Here is an 18,665-nt window from a genome sequence, read left to right on the forward strand (position 1 = left end):
GAAAGTCGCTTTTTTCATTAGCTTGCACTTGTTGTGCTAGCAGTATCCAAGTTGTTCTTGATGTCGTAGTCAGCTTTTACTTCTTCCAACCATGTGCTGTATTCTGTGTTCATTTTGCTCTCGAACACTGTATCTTTAATTTCATCTTTATGATCGTCCAATTTAGCTTCTACTGCATCTTTATGGCCTGTTACTTTAATGATGTGCCAGCCGTTTGTTGTTTCAACTGGATCACTGATTTCATCTACATCCATAGCGAAAGCAGCTTTTTCAAACTCTTCAACCATTTGGCCAGATGAGAAGTATCCTAGCTCACCGCCGTTTTCTTTTGTTGCTGTATCAGTTGAGTATTCTTTTGCAAGATCAGCGAAATCTTCACCGTCATCAAGCTTTTGCTTCACTTCTTTTGCTGTTTTTTCGTCAGCAACTAGAATATGACTTGCTTCTACTTGCTCAGGAGTGTCAAAGCTTGCTTTGTTTTCATCAAAGTAAGCCTGGATTTCATCATCCGTAACTTCGATTCTTGGCTCAAGCAATTTTTTGATTTTCAAATAGCGCAACAGCTCTTCTTCGATATCTGCTTTAGATGCACCGTTCGCTTCTAATGCAGCATTGAAAGCATCTTCGCCGCCTGAAGATTCAATAAGCTCGTTAAGCTCGTCCTCTTGTTCTTTATCCGTTACCTTAACTTTTTCTTTTTCCGCTTCTAAATCAACTACTTTATTAGCAATTAAAGTCTCAAGGATAGATGTCCCGTATTGCTTATTCAACGCCTCGTTTAAGTCATCTTGCGTGATTTTTTCTCCATCGATAGATGCTACTGTGTTATTCTTCTGAACTAGAATAACAGCAACAACGATCAACGCTATTAGTACTACTGCTAAAATGGGTAAAATGATCTTTTTGTTTTTCATCCTGTGTCCTCTCTAAACTATATTTTAATAAACTAAAACTATCATAATAGATATGACAATTCCACTGCCACATAAAATACATCATACCATAAAAATATTACAAAAATATTAACAAAAATAGAAATCCCATCTGATTTTTAGTAATTTTACCAGATGGGATTTTTAGTATGAAACAAGCCTCTTAATTAGTGCTGCTGCTGTTGCTCGTTAAAGTCAGCTCTACTGTCTTCTTACTGCCATCATGATATACGACCATTTTTACTTTATCGCCGATATCCACTTTCGTATATAGATATTTTCTCAAGTCAGAAGACCCTTCTAGTTCAGTTCCGTTTATGGAGACAATTACATCTTGTACTTCAAGACCTGCTTTAGCTGCCGCAGAGTTAGAATCAATATTTGTTACCATAACTCCTTTTGTTACAGAGTCAGGAAGGTCCTGCAAGTACATCTGCGGAACTTCTTCTAAGCTTGCCAGTCCGACACCGATATATGGACGCTCTACCTCGCCATTTTCAATGATTTCATTGACGATTGGAAGCAAATCATTACTTGGTATTGCAAAGCCAAGCCCCTCTACTCCATCCTCTGAGATTTTCAAGCTGTTGATGCCGACAACCTCGCCTGCAGAGTTAATCAAGGCACCTCCGCTGTTCCCTGGGTTTATCGCCGCATCTGTCTGAATTACGTTAAACTCCCAGTCACCAGCAGATGTGTTAACAGTAATACTTCTGTCCACCGCACTTACAATACCTTGTGTAACTGTTCTCGATAAATCAAGGCCAAGTGGGTTACCGATTGCCCAAACTTGATCACCTGGGCGCAGTGTAGTGGAATCCCCAAAATTAATTACATCCGTAGCATACTTCGCATCAATTCTGACAACAGCCAAGTCAGTAAGGGCATCTGCACCGATTAATTTCCCTTCTGTCTTATCACCGTTATACAGTGAGATCTCTAATGAATTCGCACCTTCTATCACGTGATTGTTTGTAGCAATGTACGCATATTTATCATCCTTTTTAAAGATGATTCCAGAGCCTGACCCTGATTCGACGTCAGTGGACGTACTTTGGGAAAATTGGCTCGTTGTTTGTTGTTGAACATTCACAATTCCAACAATTGCCTTAGAAGAGGACTCAACCATATCTGCAATGGACGTTGAACTGTCAGAAGTTTGGGCTGATGTAGTCTGTGCTGTTATATTATTAGAGCTAGAGCTGCTATTGCCAACTTTACTACTTAATTCCTCTACCTGTTGTTCCAGCTTTTCATACTGCCCATCAAGCAAATTCGTATGTGGAACAGCAACAAATGTCAATGCAGATCCGACAACACCGGCTGCCAGCAAGGAAAAGAACCCTTTCCATTTAGGACTGCCTGCTGACGGCCGCTCCTTGCTTCTTTTGCCAGAAGGCTCTTCAGCTGTTGCAGCTGCTGCCATTGTTTGCTGAACGTGAATCTGCTTTTGGGCTGCAAGTCTTTCCTCCTCGGCGTCACTTGCCATTTTTTCATATTCACGAGCTATCGCATCTGCCTTATCGAAGTAGGACATACCTGTATTTTGGCTGTCATCCTCCTGATTCTCTGATTTTACTATTGGATTTTCTTCCAGCTTGTTTAAATCAACTGCTTCATCATTCGCTTTGTCTTCTTCCTTTCTTGCCGTAAACTCAGCATTGTTTGTGAGCTCTTTTTGCATTTCAACATTTTGTTCTTCGTTCACACTCTCATTTTTGCTTTCAAAGTCCTGTTCTCCGTTCATATTCTCTTTGTTTTTTTCAAACTCATTCATCGTTTTATACCTCCTATAATAATTACCAACTATGCATCATCTATAAGAAGAAATTAATTATTGTTTTGATTTCATGTTTATATAATAAAACTTATATATGAATAAATTATTAACAAAGTTTTAATAGACCTAGAAAAATTAAGGACGAAATAGAGAATTTCCACCTACTGTTGCTTCAGATAGTAAAAAAGCTCTGATTACGCTAAGCATAAACCTTACTACCCAGCATAATCAGAAGCATCTCTCCTATTTAAATATTGGAAAATAAATCGTAAATCTCGTTCCTGCTCCTTTTTGGCTGCTTACTTCAATTTTCCCATTATGGAACTGTACAAGCTGTTTTACAATCGATAACCCTAACCCAAACTCTCCGTATGGATTATTCGTTCTTGAAATATCAGCCTTATAAAACCTCTTCCAAATATTTTCAATTTCTACTGGGTCCATTCCAATACCTGTATCTTTGATTTCTATTATTGTATAACTTTCATCCGTTCTGCCTCTTAACCAAATTTCGCCGGCATCTGTAAACTGAATACTATTCTTCGTGATATTCATAATAATTTGAATCAGTCTGTCATAATCGGCATAAATATAAATATCATCCGCCACATCGACATTGATTGCCAAATTTTTCTCGACTGCCTGTGTATAAAGCTGTTCTTGAATAATCTCCAGAACTTCTCCAAGCTGAATTGTTTCCTTCATCAGCACTATCTGGTTGGAGCGAATTTTATCATAATCCAAATTCTCATTCACAAGCCTAATAAGCCTTTTCGTTTCCTGACTCACAAGAGTAATCCCTTTTCCTTTTTCTGCTTCAGGTATCATATTATTATTGAGTCCTTCGATAACACCGCTGATGGTTGTTAGCGGTGTTTTCAATTCATGAGATACATCTGACATGAACTGTCTTCGTCGATTTTCTAAGGCATCTATCTCTTCCTTTGAAATACGCAGACGATCAACCATGGAATTAAAGTCACTCGCTAATTCGCCAATCTCATCAAAGTTCGAGGAGTGAACTCTGACACTGTAGTCTCCAACAGCAACAAGACTTGTTGCTTCCTGCAGCTTTTTAATCCTTCTCACGTGAATTCTCGACAACAATATACTTAACAGCAATGCTACTCCAAATGCAAAAAACACAGAATACACAAGATATTTATTTATTTCATTTATAAGCTGCTTCGAATCACTTAAAGGAGCGGTCAGCAATATTCCACCTTCCACCTCTCCGTTCACACTATAAGGAATAGCAACAAGGGTAACTTCTTGATTGCCCCGTCGTGTACTGCTTTTAATTACTTTATTGTTCTCTCCGTCTTTAATGGCATTCCATTCTTCATCCGTTATATTAATTCTTTTGCCGACAGATGCAATGACATTTTGCTGTGTATCAAAAATCCCGAATGTTACGCCCCTGCTTTTGAGCACATCTGCGTAATTCAGCAGTGTTTCCTGAGCGGAGGTCTGCATTTGGTTTCCTTGAATATCTGTCAGGATGTTGATGCCATAATCATAAAGCTCCTGTCCTTTAATGGTGAGCACGACCTTCTCTACAAAATGAGTGGAGGCAATGCTTACAACTAAAAACGCAACTACTATGACACTGATATGGCTGATCAGCTGCTGGTATAAATACTTAATTCTCATTCATTACCACCGTTTCATCGTATTTATAGCCTACTCCCCACACAGTGTGAAAGAATGGCTGATTATCACGGCCGATTTTCCGTCTCAGCCTTTTAATATGAACATCTACTGTACGATCATCTCCGTAAAATTGAAAGCCCCACACTTGTTCAAGGATTTGATCCCTTGAAAACACTTGTTTTGGATGCTGTGCAAAAAACGATAGAAGGTCAAACTCTTTAGGAGTAAGATTAGGAATAAGCTTGTCTGAAATATATACTTCCCGTGTTTCCTTATTAATCTTAATGATACTCGTTTCTAACGCTTCTTCCAAACTATTTTTATCCTTTACCTGTCTTCTGATTATTGCTTTCATTCTCGCAGTCAGCGCCAACGGACTGAACGGCTTAGTGACATAATCGTCAGCGCCCATCTCAAGACCAAGAACTTGATCAGATTCTGTATCCTTTGCTGTTAACATTATAATCGGCACATTTTGGTCCACTTCTCTAATTTTCCGACAAACTGTTATTCCGTCCATTCCCGGCAGCATCCAATCCAAAATAACCATATCATATTCATTATTTATAAAATGTTTATATCCTTCTAATCCATCATGAAGAAATACTCCATTGAATCCTTCTTTCCCAAAAAACATCTCTAACATAGAGCAAACACCAATATTATCTTCTACAACTAAAACTTTCATATTTGCTGCCCTCCGCCTCTTGCTTTTGTATTTATTAAACCTGCTTTCCTTCCTCTATGCAACAGTTCTTGAACAGGTTTAAATGAATGTTAATGGGTTAGCAATAATTTGTTCATAATTTCAAAATTATGCTTAAGCTTTATAATAAAAGGAAACAACAAAGGAGCTGATGTTTATGCTTATCCATTTAAATCAAGCAGATGAATTAGCTGCAGGAGCTATTCATAAATTACAAAAGCTTTCCTATCAAGTGGAGGCTGATCTTATTGAATATGATGATCTGCCTCCATTAAAGGAGAGCCTCTTTCATATTCAGAACAGCTGTGAAGTGTTTATCGGCTGGAAGGTTAATAAAGAATTGGTTGGTGTTCTTTCTTACGAGGAAACAGAGAATATCCTTCTCATCAGCAGACTCATTGTTCACCCTGCCTATTTTCAGCAAGGCGTAGCTTCAAGACTTCTAAGCAGCCTGTTGGAAAAACGGGGGAAACCAGTTCATGTATGCACTGCTGCGAAGAATACGCCAGCAGTCCGGCTTTACCAAAAATGGGGTTTTGAAATAACGAAGACATTTACACCTGCAGGCGGCCCTGTTCTCGTCCAGCTTGAGATAAAATAATAAAAAGCCTCAGGGAAAAGGGTTTTCCCTGGAGGCTTTTCCTGTTCATTATTTATTTATGCTTTCTTTCCATACACGGCTTGCCAGCAGTATTCCGCCTGTTATACCTGCATTGTCGCCAAGGCCCGGTCTCACAATATAATTGTCTATATCTGAGGAGACTTGGGGAAATTCGATATAGCCATTCAAAAGCTCCTTGAGATTGCGGTTAATATGTGACAAAACATGCTCCTGGTTCATAACCCCGCCACCGAGGATGATTTTTTTCGGTGACAGTATTAATATATATTGCATAAGTGCTTGAGCAATATAATATCCTTCTATTTCCCAGACCTTGTTATTATCGCTTAATTCTATTGCTTTTTTGCCCCATCTTTCTTCAATAGCAGGTCCTGCAGCTAATCCTTCAAGGCAATCTCCATGATAAGGACATCTTCCCTTATAGTTATCTTCAGGATGTCTCCTCACTAGGATGTGACCCATTTCAGGATGTGTTAAACCTTGGAGTAGCTCTCCTTGAACTATTGCTCCTGCACCTATTCCGGTTCCTACAGTTATATAGAGACAGCTGTCAAGTCCCTTAGCTGCTCCAAGAACTGCTTCTCCTAAGGCTGCAATGTTTACATCCGTATTGAAGCCCATTGGAATGGAAAATTCCTTCTTAAGCGCATTTAGTAATGGGTAATCTCTCCAAGCAAGCTTAGGAGTTGTCGTGATGTTGCCATATGTCGGACTATTATTATCTACATCAATTGGTCCGAAAGAGCCGATGCCGATTGCTTCCACTTTATGCTTTTTAAAAAAAGCAATTACCTCTGGCATCGTTTCTTCTGGAGTAGTAGTAGGTATTGAGATACGTTCCTTAATTTCTCCTGTTTCCGTTCCCGCCGCACATACAAATTTTGTTCCGCCAGCCTCCACTGCACCGAATAATTTCATGCATTTTCTCCCCCGTTTCATAATCAGTAAGAACGCTTTCAATATTTTCTCTTAAAATAGCACCAGGCTATTTTAAGTGTCTAAACAAGGATTTACTTTTTATCTGCAGGAAACACAATTCCTGTTTGTTTTCTTACTTCTTCCATTACTTCCATTACAGCTAAGGATAAATCAAGGGAATTTATGGACGATTCTGTCTTCCCTGCAAGGATAGTATCAATAAACTCCTTCGCTTCGTAATACATAGCTTCTTCCTTTTGCTGAACAGAAACATCTTCTCTTTCCCCGTTGCGGAACGCTATCTCTATCTTTTGCGGTGTATTCATTTGATCTATTAAGATATTGCCATCCTCACCTTGGATTTCTGATGGGATAAGGGAGTTTGTGATCTTAGAGTACATTAGCACAATATCCATATCCTTATAGGTCATAATGATGCTTCCTTCTCCATCGACACCGCTCTCAAGCAGATAGCTTGATGCTTTGACAGACTGAGGCTTTCCAAATAAGGCTACCATTGGGTAAATGCAGTACACGCCGATATCCATTAATGCTCCATTAGAGAATTCCGGCTTGAAAGCATTAAGAATATTCCCTTCTTTGTATGCGTCATAGCGGGAAGAATACTGACAATAGCTTGCGAAAGCACGTCTAACTTTCCCTATTTTATGTATATTTTCTTGAATTACCTTGAAATTAGGCAGCATGGTTGTCTTTAAAGCTTCCATCAGCAGCACATTGTTTTCTTTTGCAACCGATATCATTATTTCCGCTTCCTTAACATTCGAAGCGAATGCTTTTTCTGTTAAAACATGCTTTTTATTCTTTAAAAAAAGGATGGACTGCTCCGCATGCAATGAGTTGGGGCTTGCAATATATACGGCATCGACTTGATCACTTTCTGCCATCTCAGTCAGACTTGTGAATATATGTTCTGCATTATACTTTTGCGCAAATGCTTCACCTTTTTCTTTTGAACGTGAATACACAGCAGCTAAAGTGAACTCCTCCACCATACTTGCTGCTTGAATAAATGATTCTGTAATCCAGTTTGTTCCTATAATTCCAAATCGAATACTCATGAAAATCCTCCTTGCCCATCTTAAACATATTTTCTCTTTTATATTTTCTATCGAAAATTATGAAAAAGCAACTCTATAGCAGCATTTTCATAAATTGTAAATGAAAGAACCCGTTCTGCTTATAAGCAAACCGGGTTCCTATCTTAGAAATTATTATTTTGAAATACCAGCATCGATTTCTTTCGCCATTTCTTCTGTAGAAATCAAACCACCGCCAGAAAGGTACCAATAGTTAGGATTTAAGTAGATGATATGACCGTCTTTAGCTGCATCAGTACCGTTAACTAGCTCGTTATCCAATACTTTTTCTGCAGAGGATTCTCCGCCGACAACAGCGCCTCTATCTACAACAAATAGATATTCTGGGTTCTTTTCTGCGATATACTCAAAGGAAATGCTTTGTCCATGTGTTGAAGCCTCAATTTTTTCGTCTGCTTGAGCCAATCCAAATACGTCATGAATGATTCCGAATCTTGATCCAGATCCATACGCACTCACACTGCCGTCATTTACTAATACTACTAATGATTTACCTTCTACTGCCTTCGCTTTATCGTTTAATGCTGAAATTGTTTCATCAATATTTGCTAATTCTTCTTTTACTGCATCTTCTTTACCGAAGATTTGTCCAACTAGTTCCATATTGCTCTTAAATGATTCCATATATTTAGTCGTATCAACACCCACATAAACAGTTGGCGCAATTTCGCTTAAGTCTTCATATGCTGCTGATTGTCTGCCTGAAATAAAGATAACATCTGGAGCCAATTCGCTTATTGCCTCTAAGTCTGGCTCTTTAAGTCCACCGACATTTGTATATTTGCTGTCACTGTACTTTGAAAGATACTCTGGAAGGCTGTCTTGTGGAACACCTGCTACTTCTACACCAAGTTTGTCTAATGTGTCTAAGATACCCATATCAAATACAACCACTTTTTTTGGATTTGGATCAACTTTTGTTTCGCCTAAATCATGTTTTACTGTAATTGGTTCTGCTGCTTTTTCATTATCAGATGAACTGCTGCTTGTAGAAGTATTGCCGCAAGCTGCTAATACTGCCATAACTAATGCTATGAATAATATAGATAGTTTTTTCTTCAATTAAGACACCCCTATTATTATATTTAGATTATTTAAATTAAATTGATTGCAATGATAAACAGAATATCCTATGATTGAGATATTAGTATTTTCCTAGTGCATTTTCCTAGAATGTCACACAGAAAAGTACTAATGCTAATGGTAGTGTTATTATGGTTCTTCTGGCGAAGAGACTTATTTTTAAGTATTCCATAGAAACACTGCCTCCTTTCTTTTTATCGAACAACATCTACCATTAGTTCCGCTTAGCTTTACAGTCATTAATTTATGATTTTAAGCGAAATAGACACAGATTTTATGATCGTTAATCTCCTCAATCTGCATATCCATTTCATAGATATCCTTTAGAACAGCTTGATTGATAATACTGTCTGCTGGACCATTATTAACTAGTTTGCCATTCTTTAATGCCACTATATTGTCAGAATAAACAGAGGCAAAATTAATATCATGAATTACAATGACAACTGTTTTCCCCAGCTCATTTACAAGCCTTCTAAGAACCTTCATGATTTGCACAGAATGCTTCATATCCAGATTGTTCAGCGGCTCATCGAGCAAGATGTATTCTGTATCCTGTGCAATAACCATCGCAATATATGCTCGCTGTTTCTGACCGCCGCTCAATTGATCCAAATATTTATGCTGAATTTCATCAAGCTCCATATACGAAATTGCTTCTGCCACGGCTGTTTCATCCTCTTTCGTCAGTCTTCCTTGTGAATAAGGAAACCTTCCGAAACTTACTAGTTCCTTAACAGTCAATCGTATATTAATATGATTGCTCTGCTTGAGGATGGAAATCTTTTTTGCCAGAATATTGCTTTTTGTAGTGGAGACATCTTGCCCATCAATCAGGACTTCACCGTTGTCAGCTTTAATCAGCCTGCTGATGATGGATAACAATGTGCTTTTCCCGGCACCGTTCGGGCCGATAAAGGAAGTAATCTTTCCTTTTTCGATGGAAAGAGACACATTTTCAAGGACGCTTTTTCCATTGTATTGTTTACTGACATTCTTGACCTCTACCATGCTCTTCTCTCCTTTAACAATAAATAGATGAAATAAATTCCGCCGACAAAGTTGATGATAACACTGATTGTTGTCGAGAATGTAAACACTCTTTCCACTATGAGCAAACCGCCAACAAGGGCTATGATGCTTAACAAGATGGAACCTGCAATGAGTTGGCTGTGTTTATACGTTCTAAGGAATTCTCTTGCAAGATTCACGACGAGCAATCCAAGGAAGGTGATTGGTCCGACAAGAGCAGTTGATACACTGACCAGAATTGCAACTACAACGAGCATATTTCTTACAACACGATCATAATCAATTCCCAGATTGATTGCCTGCTCTTTTCCAAGTGACATTACATCGAAAAACTTGCTGTAGCGTGACACGTAAATAGCAATCACTGCAATTATCACAATACATATTGTCAAAATATCCGTATTTACACTATTAAAGCTAGCAAACATTTTGTCTTGAACAATCAAAAACTCATTAGGATCTATCAGCATCTGCATAAAAGATGACAGACTTGAGAAGAAGCTGCCAAGAATAATCCCAATCAGGAGAAGCAGCAGGATATTCTGACTTCCTTTTCGGAAGAACAAGTAGTAAAGGGCAACTGAGAAAAGAATCATCAGCCCGACTGATAACAGAAAGTTAACATTACTGTTCAACATCGTTAAGCTCTGTGAACCGAAAAAGAAAACTACAAACGTTTGGATAAATAAATACAAAGAATCTAGACCTAGAATACTCGGTGTTAGGATTCGGTTATTAGTGATGGTCTGGAAAACCATGGATGAAAATGCGATACATCCGCCTGTCAGGCATATTGCTAATATTTTGATTGCTCTTCTTGGTATAACATATTCCCAATTCACACTGCTCACCTTTATCAGCATGAATACTGCAATAAGCAGAACGGCTATTATCGCTAGAAGTAAAAGTTTTCTCTTAGGCTGATTCATACGTTCTTCTCCTTATCAATAAATAAAGGAATATGGCACTCCCGATAACGCCAACCATTACACCTATCGAGATTTCATAAGGATAAATGATTATCCGTCCAAGGATATCGCATATCAGCACAAAGTTTGCACCAAGTAATGCTGTGTGCGTTAAGCTGTTCTTCAAGTTATCTCCTCTGTAGAGAGAGACTATATTAGGAATGATAAGCCCTAAAAATGGAATCATACCGACCGTGAGCAGTACAACTGATGAAACAAGGGCAACAATAATCAACCCAATATTTACCACTCTTTTATGGTTAAGACCTAAGTTCGTGGAGAACTCTTCACCCATGCCGGCGATTGTGAATTTGTTCGCATATAGATATGCGATAATGACGACAGGAATGCTTATGTACAGGAGCTCATATCTTCCTTCCATGATCAGTGAAAAATCACCTTGGAGCCATGATGACATGTTTTGTACAAGATCATTCTTCATAGAAAAGAATGTTGTAATGGAGCTGATGATGTTTCCAAGCATCAAGCCGACAAGCGGGATGAAAATGGCATCCTTAAATTTGATTCGATTCAGTATTTGCATAAACAGGAATGTACCAAGCAATGCAAAAACGAAGGCAACAAGCATTTTAACAATCGGAGTTGCAGTTGTGAACATCATGAGCGCAATAAGAATGCCAAATCTTGCCCAGTCCATCGTGCCTGCTGTTGTTGGAGACACAAATTTATTTCTGGTAATTTGCTGCATAATTAGTCCGCAAACGCTAAGGCTTACACCTGCAATAATAATGCTTATTAATCGGGGGAACCTGCTGATTAATAATATTTCTTTTTGATCCTCTGTCAGCTTAAAGATGCTCAAAGGATTAATATCAATAACTCCTATAAACAAGGAGGCGATTGACAACACTATTAACATGATGGCTAAATATCTTATCTTCATAGATGGTAGATTGAGTCAAAAACCTCTCTCAACTCGCCTCCTTAAAAAGTAATTCTATCTAAAAAAAATTCTCAAATGATTTTCATTATCATTTACGCTCTTAAACTGATTTTATCATTTTTTTGATTATCGTCAATGGTTTTTCTTGAACAAGTTTCCATTTTCCAGTCATTTTATTCTCAATTAGTTCGTTCGTACTAGGCTTAAAACAACAAAAAAACCTCCGATTTCTCGGAGGTTTTTATCAATTAGTAATGAACATGTCCTGATGTCATTACCCAAATAGTTCCTGCTGCAACAACAATCGCACAGAAGAATGCATAAATGATATTAATCATTTGCATTTTGCCTTCACCTTCAGTTAAATGCATGAACATGAAAAGCTGAAGAAGTGCTTGGATAACTGCTAAAGAACCAATAATCCACATGATTGTCACGAAAGGCAGATCTGTATATCTTACAGCACCTACTGTTGCAAAAGTCAGCAATATAGATACGATAAATCCTGCTACGTGACCTGTCGGAAAACTGCTATTATGTTTCGCCATCTATTACACCATCCTTGCTAGATAAACGAATGTGAAGATAAAGATCCACACAACGTCTAAAAAGTGCCAATATAAGCTGATAATAAACGTTTTACGCGCAGTCGTAGGTGTCAATCCACGTTTAACTAATTGAATAATAACTGCAATTGCCCAGCCGATACCGATAGAAACGTGAAGTCCGTGTGTTCCTAACAGTACAAAGAAGCTTGAGAAATATGCGCTTGTCTGCATTTTCGCACCTTCATGAACATAATGGATGAACTCAGTCACCTCGAAGAATACGAAACCAGCACCAAGTAACAATGTAATAACAAGCCATGTTAACAAGCCTTTCAAGTTGTTGCGGCGCATATACCAGATAGCAATACCGCATGTGAAACTACTTGTTAACAGCAGCAATGTTTCAATCATAACGTCTTTTAGTATAAATAAATCTTTAGGAGTAGGTCCATCTGCGAATGCATTGTATAGAGAGCCATGTGCGGCGAACAATGATGCAAATAAGACTATTTCAGCACCCAAGAAAATCCAGAAACCGAAAATGTTCAGACGGTTCTGTTCCGTTTGGTACTCCAACGGTAAAGAAGTATCTACTTTAGCCATTATTTTTCACCCCTCCATGCACGCTCAATTTTCTTAACTTCGTCGACTTTTACGTGGTAACCTTCATCGTAATCGAAGGAACGTACAAGCAAGCCTACGAATATAAAGGCAGCTGCAATTGCTGCTAGAGGAATCCACTCAAATACCATGAAGAATCCGGCAGCTCCAAAGATTACACACATAATGAATGGAAGCCCTGAATTGCTTGGCATATGAATTTCTTCTAACTCGTCTTCTTTTAGAACTAACGCATCTTTATCTTTTTTCTTCATGTGCCAGAAAGCATCTAATGTTTTAACTTCAGGCAGTTGAGCAAAGTTGTAGAACTGTACAGGTGAAGCTGTATGCCATTCTAATGTTCTTGCATCCCATGGATCTGTAGAGATATTGCGTTTTGCATAACGTGCACTCCAGTAGATGTTGTACACTAATACTGCGAAACCAGCTGCTAGAATCAATGATCCTACTGCTGAAACTGCGAATAACGGTGCAAATCCTGATTCTGCAGAGAACGTGTAAGAACGTCTAACTGCACCTTTAAGGCCAAGGAAGAACATTGGCATGAATGTTACGTTGAAACCGATATTAAATAACCAGAAATGCCATTTTCCAAGACGTTCGTTCAATGCATGACCGAACATCTTTGGCCACCAGTAATAGAATCCAGCAAATACTGCGTATACTACCCCAGGAATCAACACATAATGGAAGTGAGCCACTAGGAATAACGTATTATGGTATTGATAGTCAGCTGCAGCCATTGCAAGCATAACCCCTGTTACCCCACCGATAGTGAAGGTTGGAATAAATGCAAGTGACCATAGCATTGCAGTCGTAAATTGGATACGACCTTTTCTCATTGTAAACAACCAGTTGAAAATCTTAACCCCGGTCGGAACCGCAATCAGCATTGTTGTAATAGAGAATACGGAGTTAACGACAGGTCCAGATCCCATTGTGTAGAAATGGTGAACCCAAACAACGAAACTCAAAATCGCAATACCAACAATGGAAATAATCATAGATTTATAACCATATAATGTTTTTCTTGAGAACGTAGAAATAATTTCTGAGAACATACCGAAAGCCGGCAGGACAACAATATATACTTCTGGATGTCCCCATAGCCAGAATAAGTTGTTCCAAAGCATTGCATTTCCTCCGCCAGAAACAGTGAAGAAATGTGTACCGAACATACGGTCAAATGTCATCAATGCTAATGCAACTGTAAGGATTGGGAATGCAAAAATGATTAGGACGTTTGTCAATAACGCAGTCCATGTAAACATAGGCATTTTCATTAATGTCATGCCTTTAGTACGCATTTTCAGGATTGTGACAACAAAGTTAATACCTGTCATCAATGTACCTGCCCCGGCAATCTGCAAGGCAATTGCGTAATAGTTGTTACCTACCCCAGGTGTGAACTCCTTACCTGCAAGCGGGAAGTACGATGTCCAACCAGCATCTGGTGAACCACCGACTACGAAAGAAATATTGAAAAGCATTGCTCCAGCGAAAGTCAGCCAGAAGCTTAATGCGTTCAGCTGCGGGAATGCAACGTCACGCGCTCCGATTTGCAACGGAATAACAACATTCATAAGACCAATTAAAGCAGGCATCGCCATGAACAAGATCATGATAACACCATGTGTTGTAAATACTTCATCATAGTGCTGTGCATCCAGGAACTTCATGTCTGGTGCCGCTGTTTGTGTTTTCATCATTAATCCATCAATACCGCCGCGGAAGAACATCAATACCGCAACAATGATGTACATTATACCAATACGTTTATGATCGACAGTTGTGATCCACTCATCCCAAAGGTAACGCCATTTTTTCAAGTACGTGATTAGAACAACAGCACCAATCATCGTCAATGCGATACCGATTTGGGAACCGAGGATCAACGGATCTCCTTGTACAAGGATTTCATTCCATTTAATGTCCATCAATGCTCACCCCCATCAGTTTTCTCTTCGCTGTCTGCATCTTCATGATCGAAGATTTTACCTTGATAACCATGAACTTTGTACAATTCAGGGTTCAAGTAGTAGTTAGAAGTTCCGCCTTTTCCATGGTCAATCCACTCTAAATGAGTATTAGAGAATGTCATGCGCCCTAGATGAGTCGGCTTCAACAATTCTTTATATTTATCTTCTGTCAACTTAGGTGCAGTATCTTTAACTTCATCAACCCAAGCATCGTAATCGTCTTGTGTTTCAGCTTCTACGTTGAATTGCATCTCTGCATATCCTTTACCGTTGAAGTTTGTATTTTGTCCTAAGTATTCTCCTGTATGATCCGCAACTAAGTACAACTCAGTTTCAGCTCCATACATTGTGTACTTTTGCCCAGCAAGCTGTGGAACCCAGAAAGATTGCATTGTTCCAGCAGAAGTCAATTTGAACTCAATCGGAACACCAGCAGGAATTTTTACATAGTTAACAGTTTCAATTCCTTCTTCCGGATAGCTGAAAATCCATTTCCAATCTGCAGATGTTACATTAATCACAACTGGTTCTTGATCTTCATAATTCTTCGGAATATCCTCTACTGCATAAATAGTTTTAACAGTTGGGATAGTCAAAGCAATGATAATTAAGAAAGGAATAACTGTCCAGACAATTTCAAGCACTGTGCTTCCGTGCTCCTCTGGCGGCTCATAGCCTTCGTTTTCCGGTTTAGCGCGGTATTTCCAAACAATGTACGCGAACAAACCAAAAACAACTAGTACGATAATTGTCATAAAAATAAGCGACCAGTTGATCAAATCCATTAAGCTCTTAGCAACAGGGCCCTTAGGATCAAAAACAACCATGCTTTCACAGCCGCTCAGTACAAAAATTGGCAAAATCGCTAGAAGTGATAATAACAAGCCTTTTTTTGACTTCAATTTAGTGCATCTCCTTCCAATTTAACTTTAAATGTTAAAATATTCACAGAATGTTCAAGATTTAGACATAGAACATTCATTTTAAATAGGTAAAATATCTATTATTACTACCTGTATGATGATATCATATCTCGAAGCCTGTAAATGTGACAAAAATCGTAAGGATAAATTTACCAATTGTCATAATTGATTTACCCCTAAATCTAGCAAACATTTTCCAAGAAGATACCAACTCAGTAATTATAGCAGATGTGGCTATGAAAATCTATGTCCATAAACTTGTCACATATACTTTTTTAAAAGGATATTGAACCATTTTTAGCCAAACTAAACGCTTCTATTATATATACTCTTTTTTTCCTTTAAAAATTGTCACAAATCATATAAAGGAGGCTGGAACATTGTGTTCCAGCCTCCTTTATTTTATTGACCCATTATTTCATTCCATTTATTCTTGAGCTTATCACTGATGATGCCTGCGTCCTCTTTCATTTCATCCAATACTTGGCCCCATTTGGAAGAATTCTCTTCAATGGTAGTCTGTATCTCTTTCGCTTTTTCCTTGATTGCTTCTTTTGTTTCCTCTACTTTCTGTGTTCGCTCAGTCTTGCCAGCAAGCTGGTCACTTACAGATATTACAGAGAAATTTTCTGGTTCTACATACTGTACTGCTTGATCCATAATCGTTTTAAAAATCGGCACAACATCTCCAGAGCTTTTACTCTTTAAATAATGCTGCTCATCTGTTTTATCATACCCAAGCCACATCGCTCCAACTAGATTTGGTGTATAGCCTACAAACCATTGATCCTTTGTGCCAGACAGATTAGCATTGTCTAATTGAGTCGAGCCTGTTTTCCCAGCAATCTCAAAGCCTGTAACCTTCGCTCCTTGGCCTGTTCCTGAATCTATAACATCCAGCAGCATCGAGGTCATATCCTCTGCGACGGATTTTGATGTTACTTTAGTCGACTTCGACTTATACTCTGCAATCACATTGCCTGTCGGTCCGACGATTTTAGTGATTAAATGTCCTTCCATCCGAACGCCATCATTCGGAAATGTTGAGTACGCTTCTGCCATCTGCAGCGGCGACACTCCCTCATACATTCCTCCAAGCGCAATACCTAAATATTTATCTTCTTTCTCATCATATGGAATGCCGAATCTATTTAATGCATCCAGCCCTTTATCAATGCCTATTTTATCTAAAAGCCAAACAGCAGGAACATTTAAGGACTTCTCTAACGCCTCATACATCGGCACTTCTCCTTGATATGTTTTCGAGAAGTTTTGCGGCTCATAGTTACCCTTTTTAAACGGCTCATCCTTCAAAATGGAGGTTGTCTTATAGCCCTGTTCCAATGCGGGGGTGTAAACTGCCAGCGGCTTCATTGTCGAACCAGGCTGCACCTTAATTTGTGTAGCTCTGTTTAATCCTCTGAAGACTTGTTCGCCTCTGCCTCCAACAAGACCTCTTATACCGCCTGTCTCGGGGTCGAGCAGCACAGCCCCGCCCTGTGCGCTTGTTCCATCACTGCTCGATGGGAAAAGCGCATCGTTTGCAAATGTTTTTTCAAGTGTTGATTGGAGATTCTGGTCCATTTCTGTATAAATTTTATACCCTCTAGTCAGAATTTCCTCTTGAGTAAGACCATACTCGGAAATTGCTTCACTTATAACGGAATCAACAAAATAAGGATAATCTCTGTCAATGAACGAACCTCCGCCGTCCTCTAGAACAATTTTTTCAGCGACAGCATCCTTATATTCATCTTCTGTAATGACATTTTCTTCTTTCATTTTCCCTAACACTACATTTCTTCGCTTGATGGCACCATCATAATTTTTGTACGGATCAAGAGAAGATGGAGCCTGTAAAAGCCCTGCAAGCAATGCTGCTTCGCTTATGGAAACATCCTTGATATTCTTGTTGTAATATTTTTTGGCTGCTTGATCAATACCCCAAGCACCGCTCCCAAAATAAACATGATTTAAATACATCTGCAGAATTTCATCCTTGCTGTAGTGCTTCTCTATTTCCACAGCCAAAAACAATTCCTCTGCTTTTCGTTTGTATGTTTGTTCAGAAGATAACAGTGCATTTTTTGTCAGCTGCTGGGTGATCGTGCTGCCCCCGCCTGTTATACTTCCAGCAAGCAGGTTTTTAAAAAACGCTCGCGTTATCCCTTTCAAATCAAAGCCATTATGGCTGTAGAACCGCTCATCTTCAATAGAAACGACTGCACCCGGTACATAGTCCGGCACATCCTTAAGCTCAATGCCTTCTGTCCGTTCTGTCTTTATCTCCGTTGCCTCGTCGCCGTCTTTATCATAAATAACAGTAGCTTGGCTAAGCCCAGCCTTCAACGTACTTACATTTGCCTGACTTGCTAAATACATAAAATATAATATAGAAACTAGAACAAATAATAACAATGCTAAAAGAAGAATTTGTGTTAAATGTCTTCTTTTCCAAAACCGCCAGAACATCTCCAGCAGGGATTTGATTTTCTCCATCATTTTACCCTTTCCTTTGCTTATTTCTCTATACTTTCTATTTAGACGTATTTCCGTCTTAAATTGTTGCATCTCATTTAATAAAAACTATATGCTCTTTCTTCTGCAAATACAATATTTATTATAGCCAAAATACAGGACTCTGCCTCATTTTGGCTTGTTTATATACACTTATTGCAGGGAATAGATAAGAAAAAGGAGTGATAGATATGAAAAAAATGATACGTACAGTCATTAAATGGGCTCCTGTCATCTATCCTATCGTAAAAAAGATGATGGATAAAAAGAAGCAATCTAAAGGAAGTACTCGCTCTAGATCACGAATGCCTAACTAAATAAAAGACATTAAAAGAGGCCGAAACTTAAGTTTCGGCCT

Annotated in this window: 17 protein-coding genes; 2 read left to right on the forward strand and 15 right to left on the reverse strand. The window is 38.7% G+C overall.

Annotated features, from left to right (window positions below):
- Nucleotides 1-17: 17 nt before the first annotated feature.
- From M3600_RS15670 to M3600_RS15685, 4 genes are all read right to left on the reverse strand, one after another.
- Complete coding sequence (locus M3600_RS15670; protein ID WP_233316893.1) at nucleotides 18-914, reverse strand: peptidylprolyl isomerase; 897 nt, start codon at nucleotides 912-914, stop codon at nucleotides 18-20.
- Between the two features lie 181 nt (nucleotides 915-1,095).
- Entirely contained in the window at nucleotides 1,096-2,709 is a 1,614-nt protein-coding gene (locus M3600_RS15675) for a trypsin-like peptidase domain-containing protein (protein ID WP_311315927.1), read from the reverse strand.
- Nucleotides 2,710-2,955: 246 nt separating this feature from the next.
- Nucleotides 2,956-4,365, reverse strand: coding sequence for a sensor histidine kinase (locus M3600_RS15680; protein ID WP_251646655.1), 1,410 nt, complete (start codon nucleotides 4,363-4,365; stop codon nucleotides 2,956-2,958).
- On the reverse strand, nucleotides 4,355-5,053 hold the full coding sequence (locus tag M3600_RS15685) for a response regulator transcription factor (protein ID WP_233316891.1): 699 nt from the start codon (nucleotides 5,051-5,053) through the stop codon (nucleotides 4,355-4,357). Before M3600_RS15685 ends, M3600_RS15680 begins: the two co-directional genes overlap by 11 nt.
- 175 nt (nucleotides 5,054-5,228) lie before the next feature.
- Between M3600_RS15685 and M3600_RS15690 the strand changes: the two genes are divergently transcribed.
- Nucleotides 5,229-5,672, forward strand: coding sequence for a GNAT family N-acetyltransferase (locus tag M3600_RS15690; RefSeq protein ID WP_233316890.1), 444 nt, complete (start codon nucleotides 5,229-5,231; stop codon nucleotides 5,670-5,672).
- 48 nt (nucleotides 5,673-5,720) lie between these two features.
- Here M3600_RS15690 and M3600_RS15695 read toward each other — a convergent pair whose 3' ends face one another.
- From M3600_RS15695 to M3600_RS15745, 11 genes are all read right to left on the reverse strand, one after another.
- Entirely contained in the window at nucleotides 5,721-6,611 is an 891-nt protein-coding gene (locus M3600_RS15695) for an ROK family protein (RefSeq protein ID WP_237940574.1), read from the reverse strand.
- Between the two features lie 92 nt (nucleotides 6,612-6,703).
- Nucleotides 6,704-7,693: a Gfo/Idh/MocA family protein gene (locus tag M3600_RS15700; RefSeq protein ID WP_233316888.1), complete on the reverse strand. Its 990-nt coding sequence runs from the start codon at nucleotides 7,691-7,693 to the stop codon at nucleotides 6,704-6,706.
- A 153-nt stretch (nucleotides 7,694-7,846) separates the two neighbouring features.
- On the reverse strand, nucleotides 7,847-8,794 hold the full coding sequence (locus M3600_RS15705; RefSeq protein ID WP_282581412.1) for a siderophore ABC transporter substrate-binding protein: 948 nt from the start codon (nucleotides 8,792-8,794) through the stop codon (nucleotides 7,847-7,849).
- A gap of 273 nt (nucleotides 8,795-9,067) precedes the next feature.
- Nucleotides 9,068-9,826: an iron ABC transporter ATP-binding protein gene (locus M3600_RS15710; RefSeq protein ID WP_233316887.1), complete on the reverse strand. Its 759-nt coding sequence runs from the start codon at nucleotides 9,824-9,826 to the stop codon at nucleotides 9,068-9,070.
- Nucleotides 9,820-10,776 carry an iron chelate uptake ABC transporter family permease subunit gene (locus M3600_RS15715; RefSeq protein ID WP_237940573.1) on the reverse strand — a complete coding sequence of 319 codons (957 nt, stop codon included), beginning with the start codon at nucleotides 10,774-10,776 and terminating at the stop codon, nucleotides 9,820-9,822. The genes M3600_RS15710 and M3600_RS15715 overlap by 7 nt, the downstream gene beginning before the upstream one ends.
- On the reverse strand, nucleotides 10,763-11,719 hold the full coding sequence (locus tag M3600_RS15720) for an ABC transporter permease (RefSeq protein ID WP_233316885.1): 957 nt from the start codon (nucleotides 11,717-11,719) through the stop codon (nucleotides 10,763-10,765). The genes M3600_RS15715 and M3600_RS15720 overlap by 14 nt, the downstream gene beginning before the upstream one ends.
- 248 nt (nucleotides 11,720-11,967) lie before the next feature.
- On the reverse strand, nucleotides 11,968-12,267 hold the full coding sequence (qoxD, locus tag M3600_RS15725) for a cytochrome aa3 quinol oxidase subunit IV (RefSeq protein ID WP_233316884.1): 300 nt from the start codon (nucleotides 12,265-12,267) through the stop codon (nucleotides 11,968-11,970).
- 3 nt (nucleotides 12,268-12,270) lie between these two features.
- Nucleotides 12,271-12,870, reverse strand: coding sequence for a cytochrome aa3 quinol oxidase subunit III (qoxC, locus tag M3600_RS15730; protein ID WP_245399827.1), 600 nt, complete (start codon nucleotides 12,868-12,870; stop codon nucleotides 12,271-12,273).
- Nucleotides 12,870-14,825: a cytochrome aa3 quinol oxidase subunit I gene (qoxB, locus tag M3600_RS15735; RefSeq protein ID WP_233316883.1), complete on the reverse strand. Its 1,956-nt coding sequence runs from the start codon at nucleotides 14,823-14,825 to the stop codon at nucleotides 12,870-12,872. The genes qoxC and qoxB overlap by 1 nt, the downstream gene beginning before the upstream one ends.
- A complete protein-coding gene (qoxA, locus tag M3600_RS15740) occupies nucleotides 14,825-15,769 on the reverse strand; it encodes a cytochrome aa3 quinol oxidase subunit II (RefSeq protein WP_233316882.1) in 945 nt (314 codons plus the stop codon). The genes qoxB and qoxA overlap by 1 nt, the downstream gene beginning before the upstream one ends.
- A 423-nt stretch (nucleotides 15,770-16,192) precedes the next feature.
- On the reverse strand, nucleotides 16,193-18,289 hold the full coding sequence (locus tag M3600_RS15745) for a transglycosylase domain-containing protein (protein WP_251646688.1): 2,097 nt from the start codon (nucleotides 18,287-18,289) through the stop codon (nucleotides 16,193-16,195).
- A gap of 209 nt (nucleotides 18,290-18,498) precedes the next feature.
- Between M3600_RS15745 and M3600_RS15750 the strand changes: the two genes are divergently transcribed.
- Nucleotides 18,499-18,624 (forward strand): hypothetical protein, encoded by a 126-nt coding sequence (locus M3600_RS15750; protein ID WP_233316881.1) that lies wholly within the window; start codon nucleotides 18,499-18,501, stop codon nucleotides 18,622-18,624.
- Nucleotides 18,625-18,665 lie beyond the last annotated feature (41 nt).

Source organism: Niallia sp. MER 6, assembly GCF_023714395.1.
Taxonomy (GTDB): Bacteria; Bacillota; Bacilli; order Bacillales; family Cytobacillaceae; genus Niallia.

What these genes read in the sequence shown, in the direction of transcription:
- M3600_RS15670 (WP_233316893.1), bottom strand. Translation starts at nt 914, where the DNA reads ATGAAAAACAAAAAGATCATTTTACCCATTTTAGCAGTAGTACTAATA.
- M3600_RS15680 (WP_251646655.1), bottom strand. Translation starts at nt 4,365, where the DNA reads ATGAGAATTAAGTATTTATACCAGCAGCTGATCAGCCATATCAGTGTC.
- M3600_RS15675 (WP_311315927.1), bottom strand. Translation starts at nt 2,709, where the DNA reads ATGAATGAGTTTGAAAAAAACAAAGAGAATATGAACGGAGAACAGGAC.
- M3600_RS15685 (WP_233316891.1), bottom strand. Translation starts at nt 5,053, where the DNA reads ATGAAAGTTTTAGTTGTAGAAGATAATATTGGTGTTTGCTCTATGTTA.
- qoxD (WP_233316884.1), bottom strand. Translation starts at nt 12,267, where the DNA reads ATGGCGAAACATAATAGCAGTTTTCCGACAGGTCACGTAGCAGGATTT.
- M3600_RS15690 (WP_233316890.1), top strand. Translation starts at nt 5,229, where the DNA reads ATGCTTATCCATTTAAATCAAGCAGATGAATTAGCTGCAGGAGCTATT.
- M3600_RS15750 (WP_233316881.1), top strand. Translation starts at nt 18,499, where the DNA reads ATGAAAAAAATGATACGTACAGTCATTAAATGGGCTCCTGTCATCTAT.
- qoxC (WP_245399827.1), bottom strand. Translation starts at nt 12,870, where the DNA reads ATGGCTAAAGTAGATACTTCTTTACCGTTGGAGTACCAAACGGAACAG.
- qoxB (WP_233316883.1), bottom strand. Translation starts at nt 14,825, where the DNA reads ATGGACATTAAATGGAATGAAATCCTTGTACAAGGAGATCCGTTGATC.
- M3600_RS15695 (WP_237940574.1), bottom strand. Translation starts at nt 6,611, where the DNA reads ATGAAATTATTCGGTGCAGTGGAGGCTGGCGGAACAAAATTTGTATGT.
- M3600_RS15745 (WP_251646688.1), bottom strand. Translation starts at nt 18,289, where the DNA reads ATGGAGAAAATCAAATCCCTGCTGGAGATGTTCTGGCGGTTTTGGAAA.
- M3600_RS15710 (WP_233316887.1), bottom strand. Translation starts at nt 9,826, where the DNA reads ATGGTAGAGGTCAAGAATGTCAGTAAACAATACAATGGAAAAAGCGTC.
- M3600_RS15700 (WP_233316888.1), bottom strand. Translation starts at nt 7,693, where the DNA reads ATGAGTATTCGATTTGGAATTATAGGAACAAACTGGATTACAGAATCA.
- M3600_RS15720 (WP_233316885.1), bottom strand. Translation starts at nt 11,719, where the DNA reads ATGAAGATAAGATATTTAGCCATCATGTTAATAGTGTTGTCAATCGCC.
- M3600_RS15715 (WP_237940573.1), bottom strand. Translation starts at nt 10,776, where the DNA reads ATGAATCAGCCTAAGAGAAAACTTTTACTTCTAGCGATAATAGCCGTT.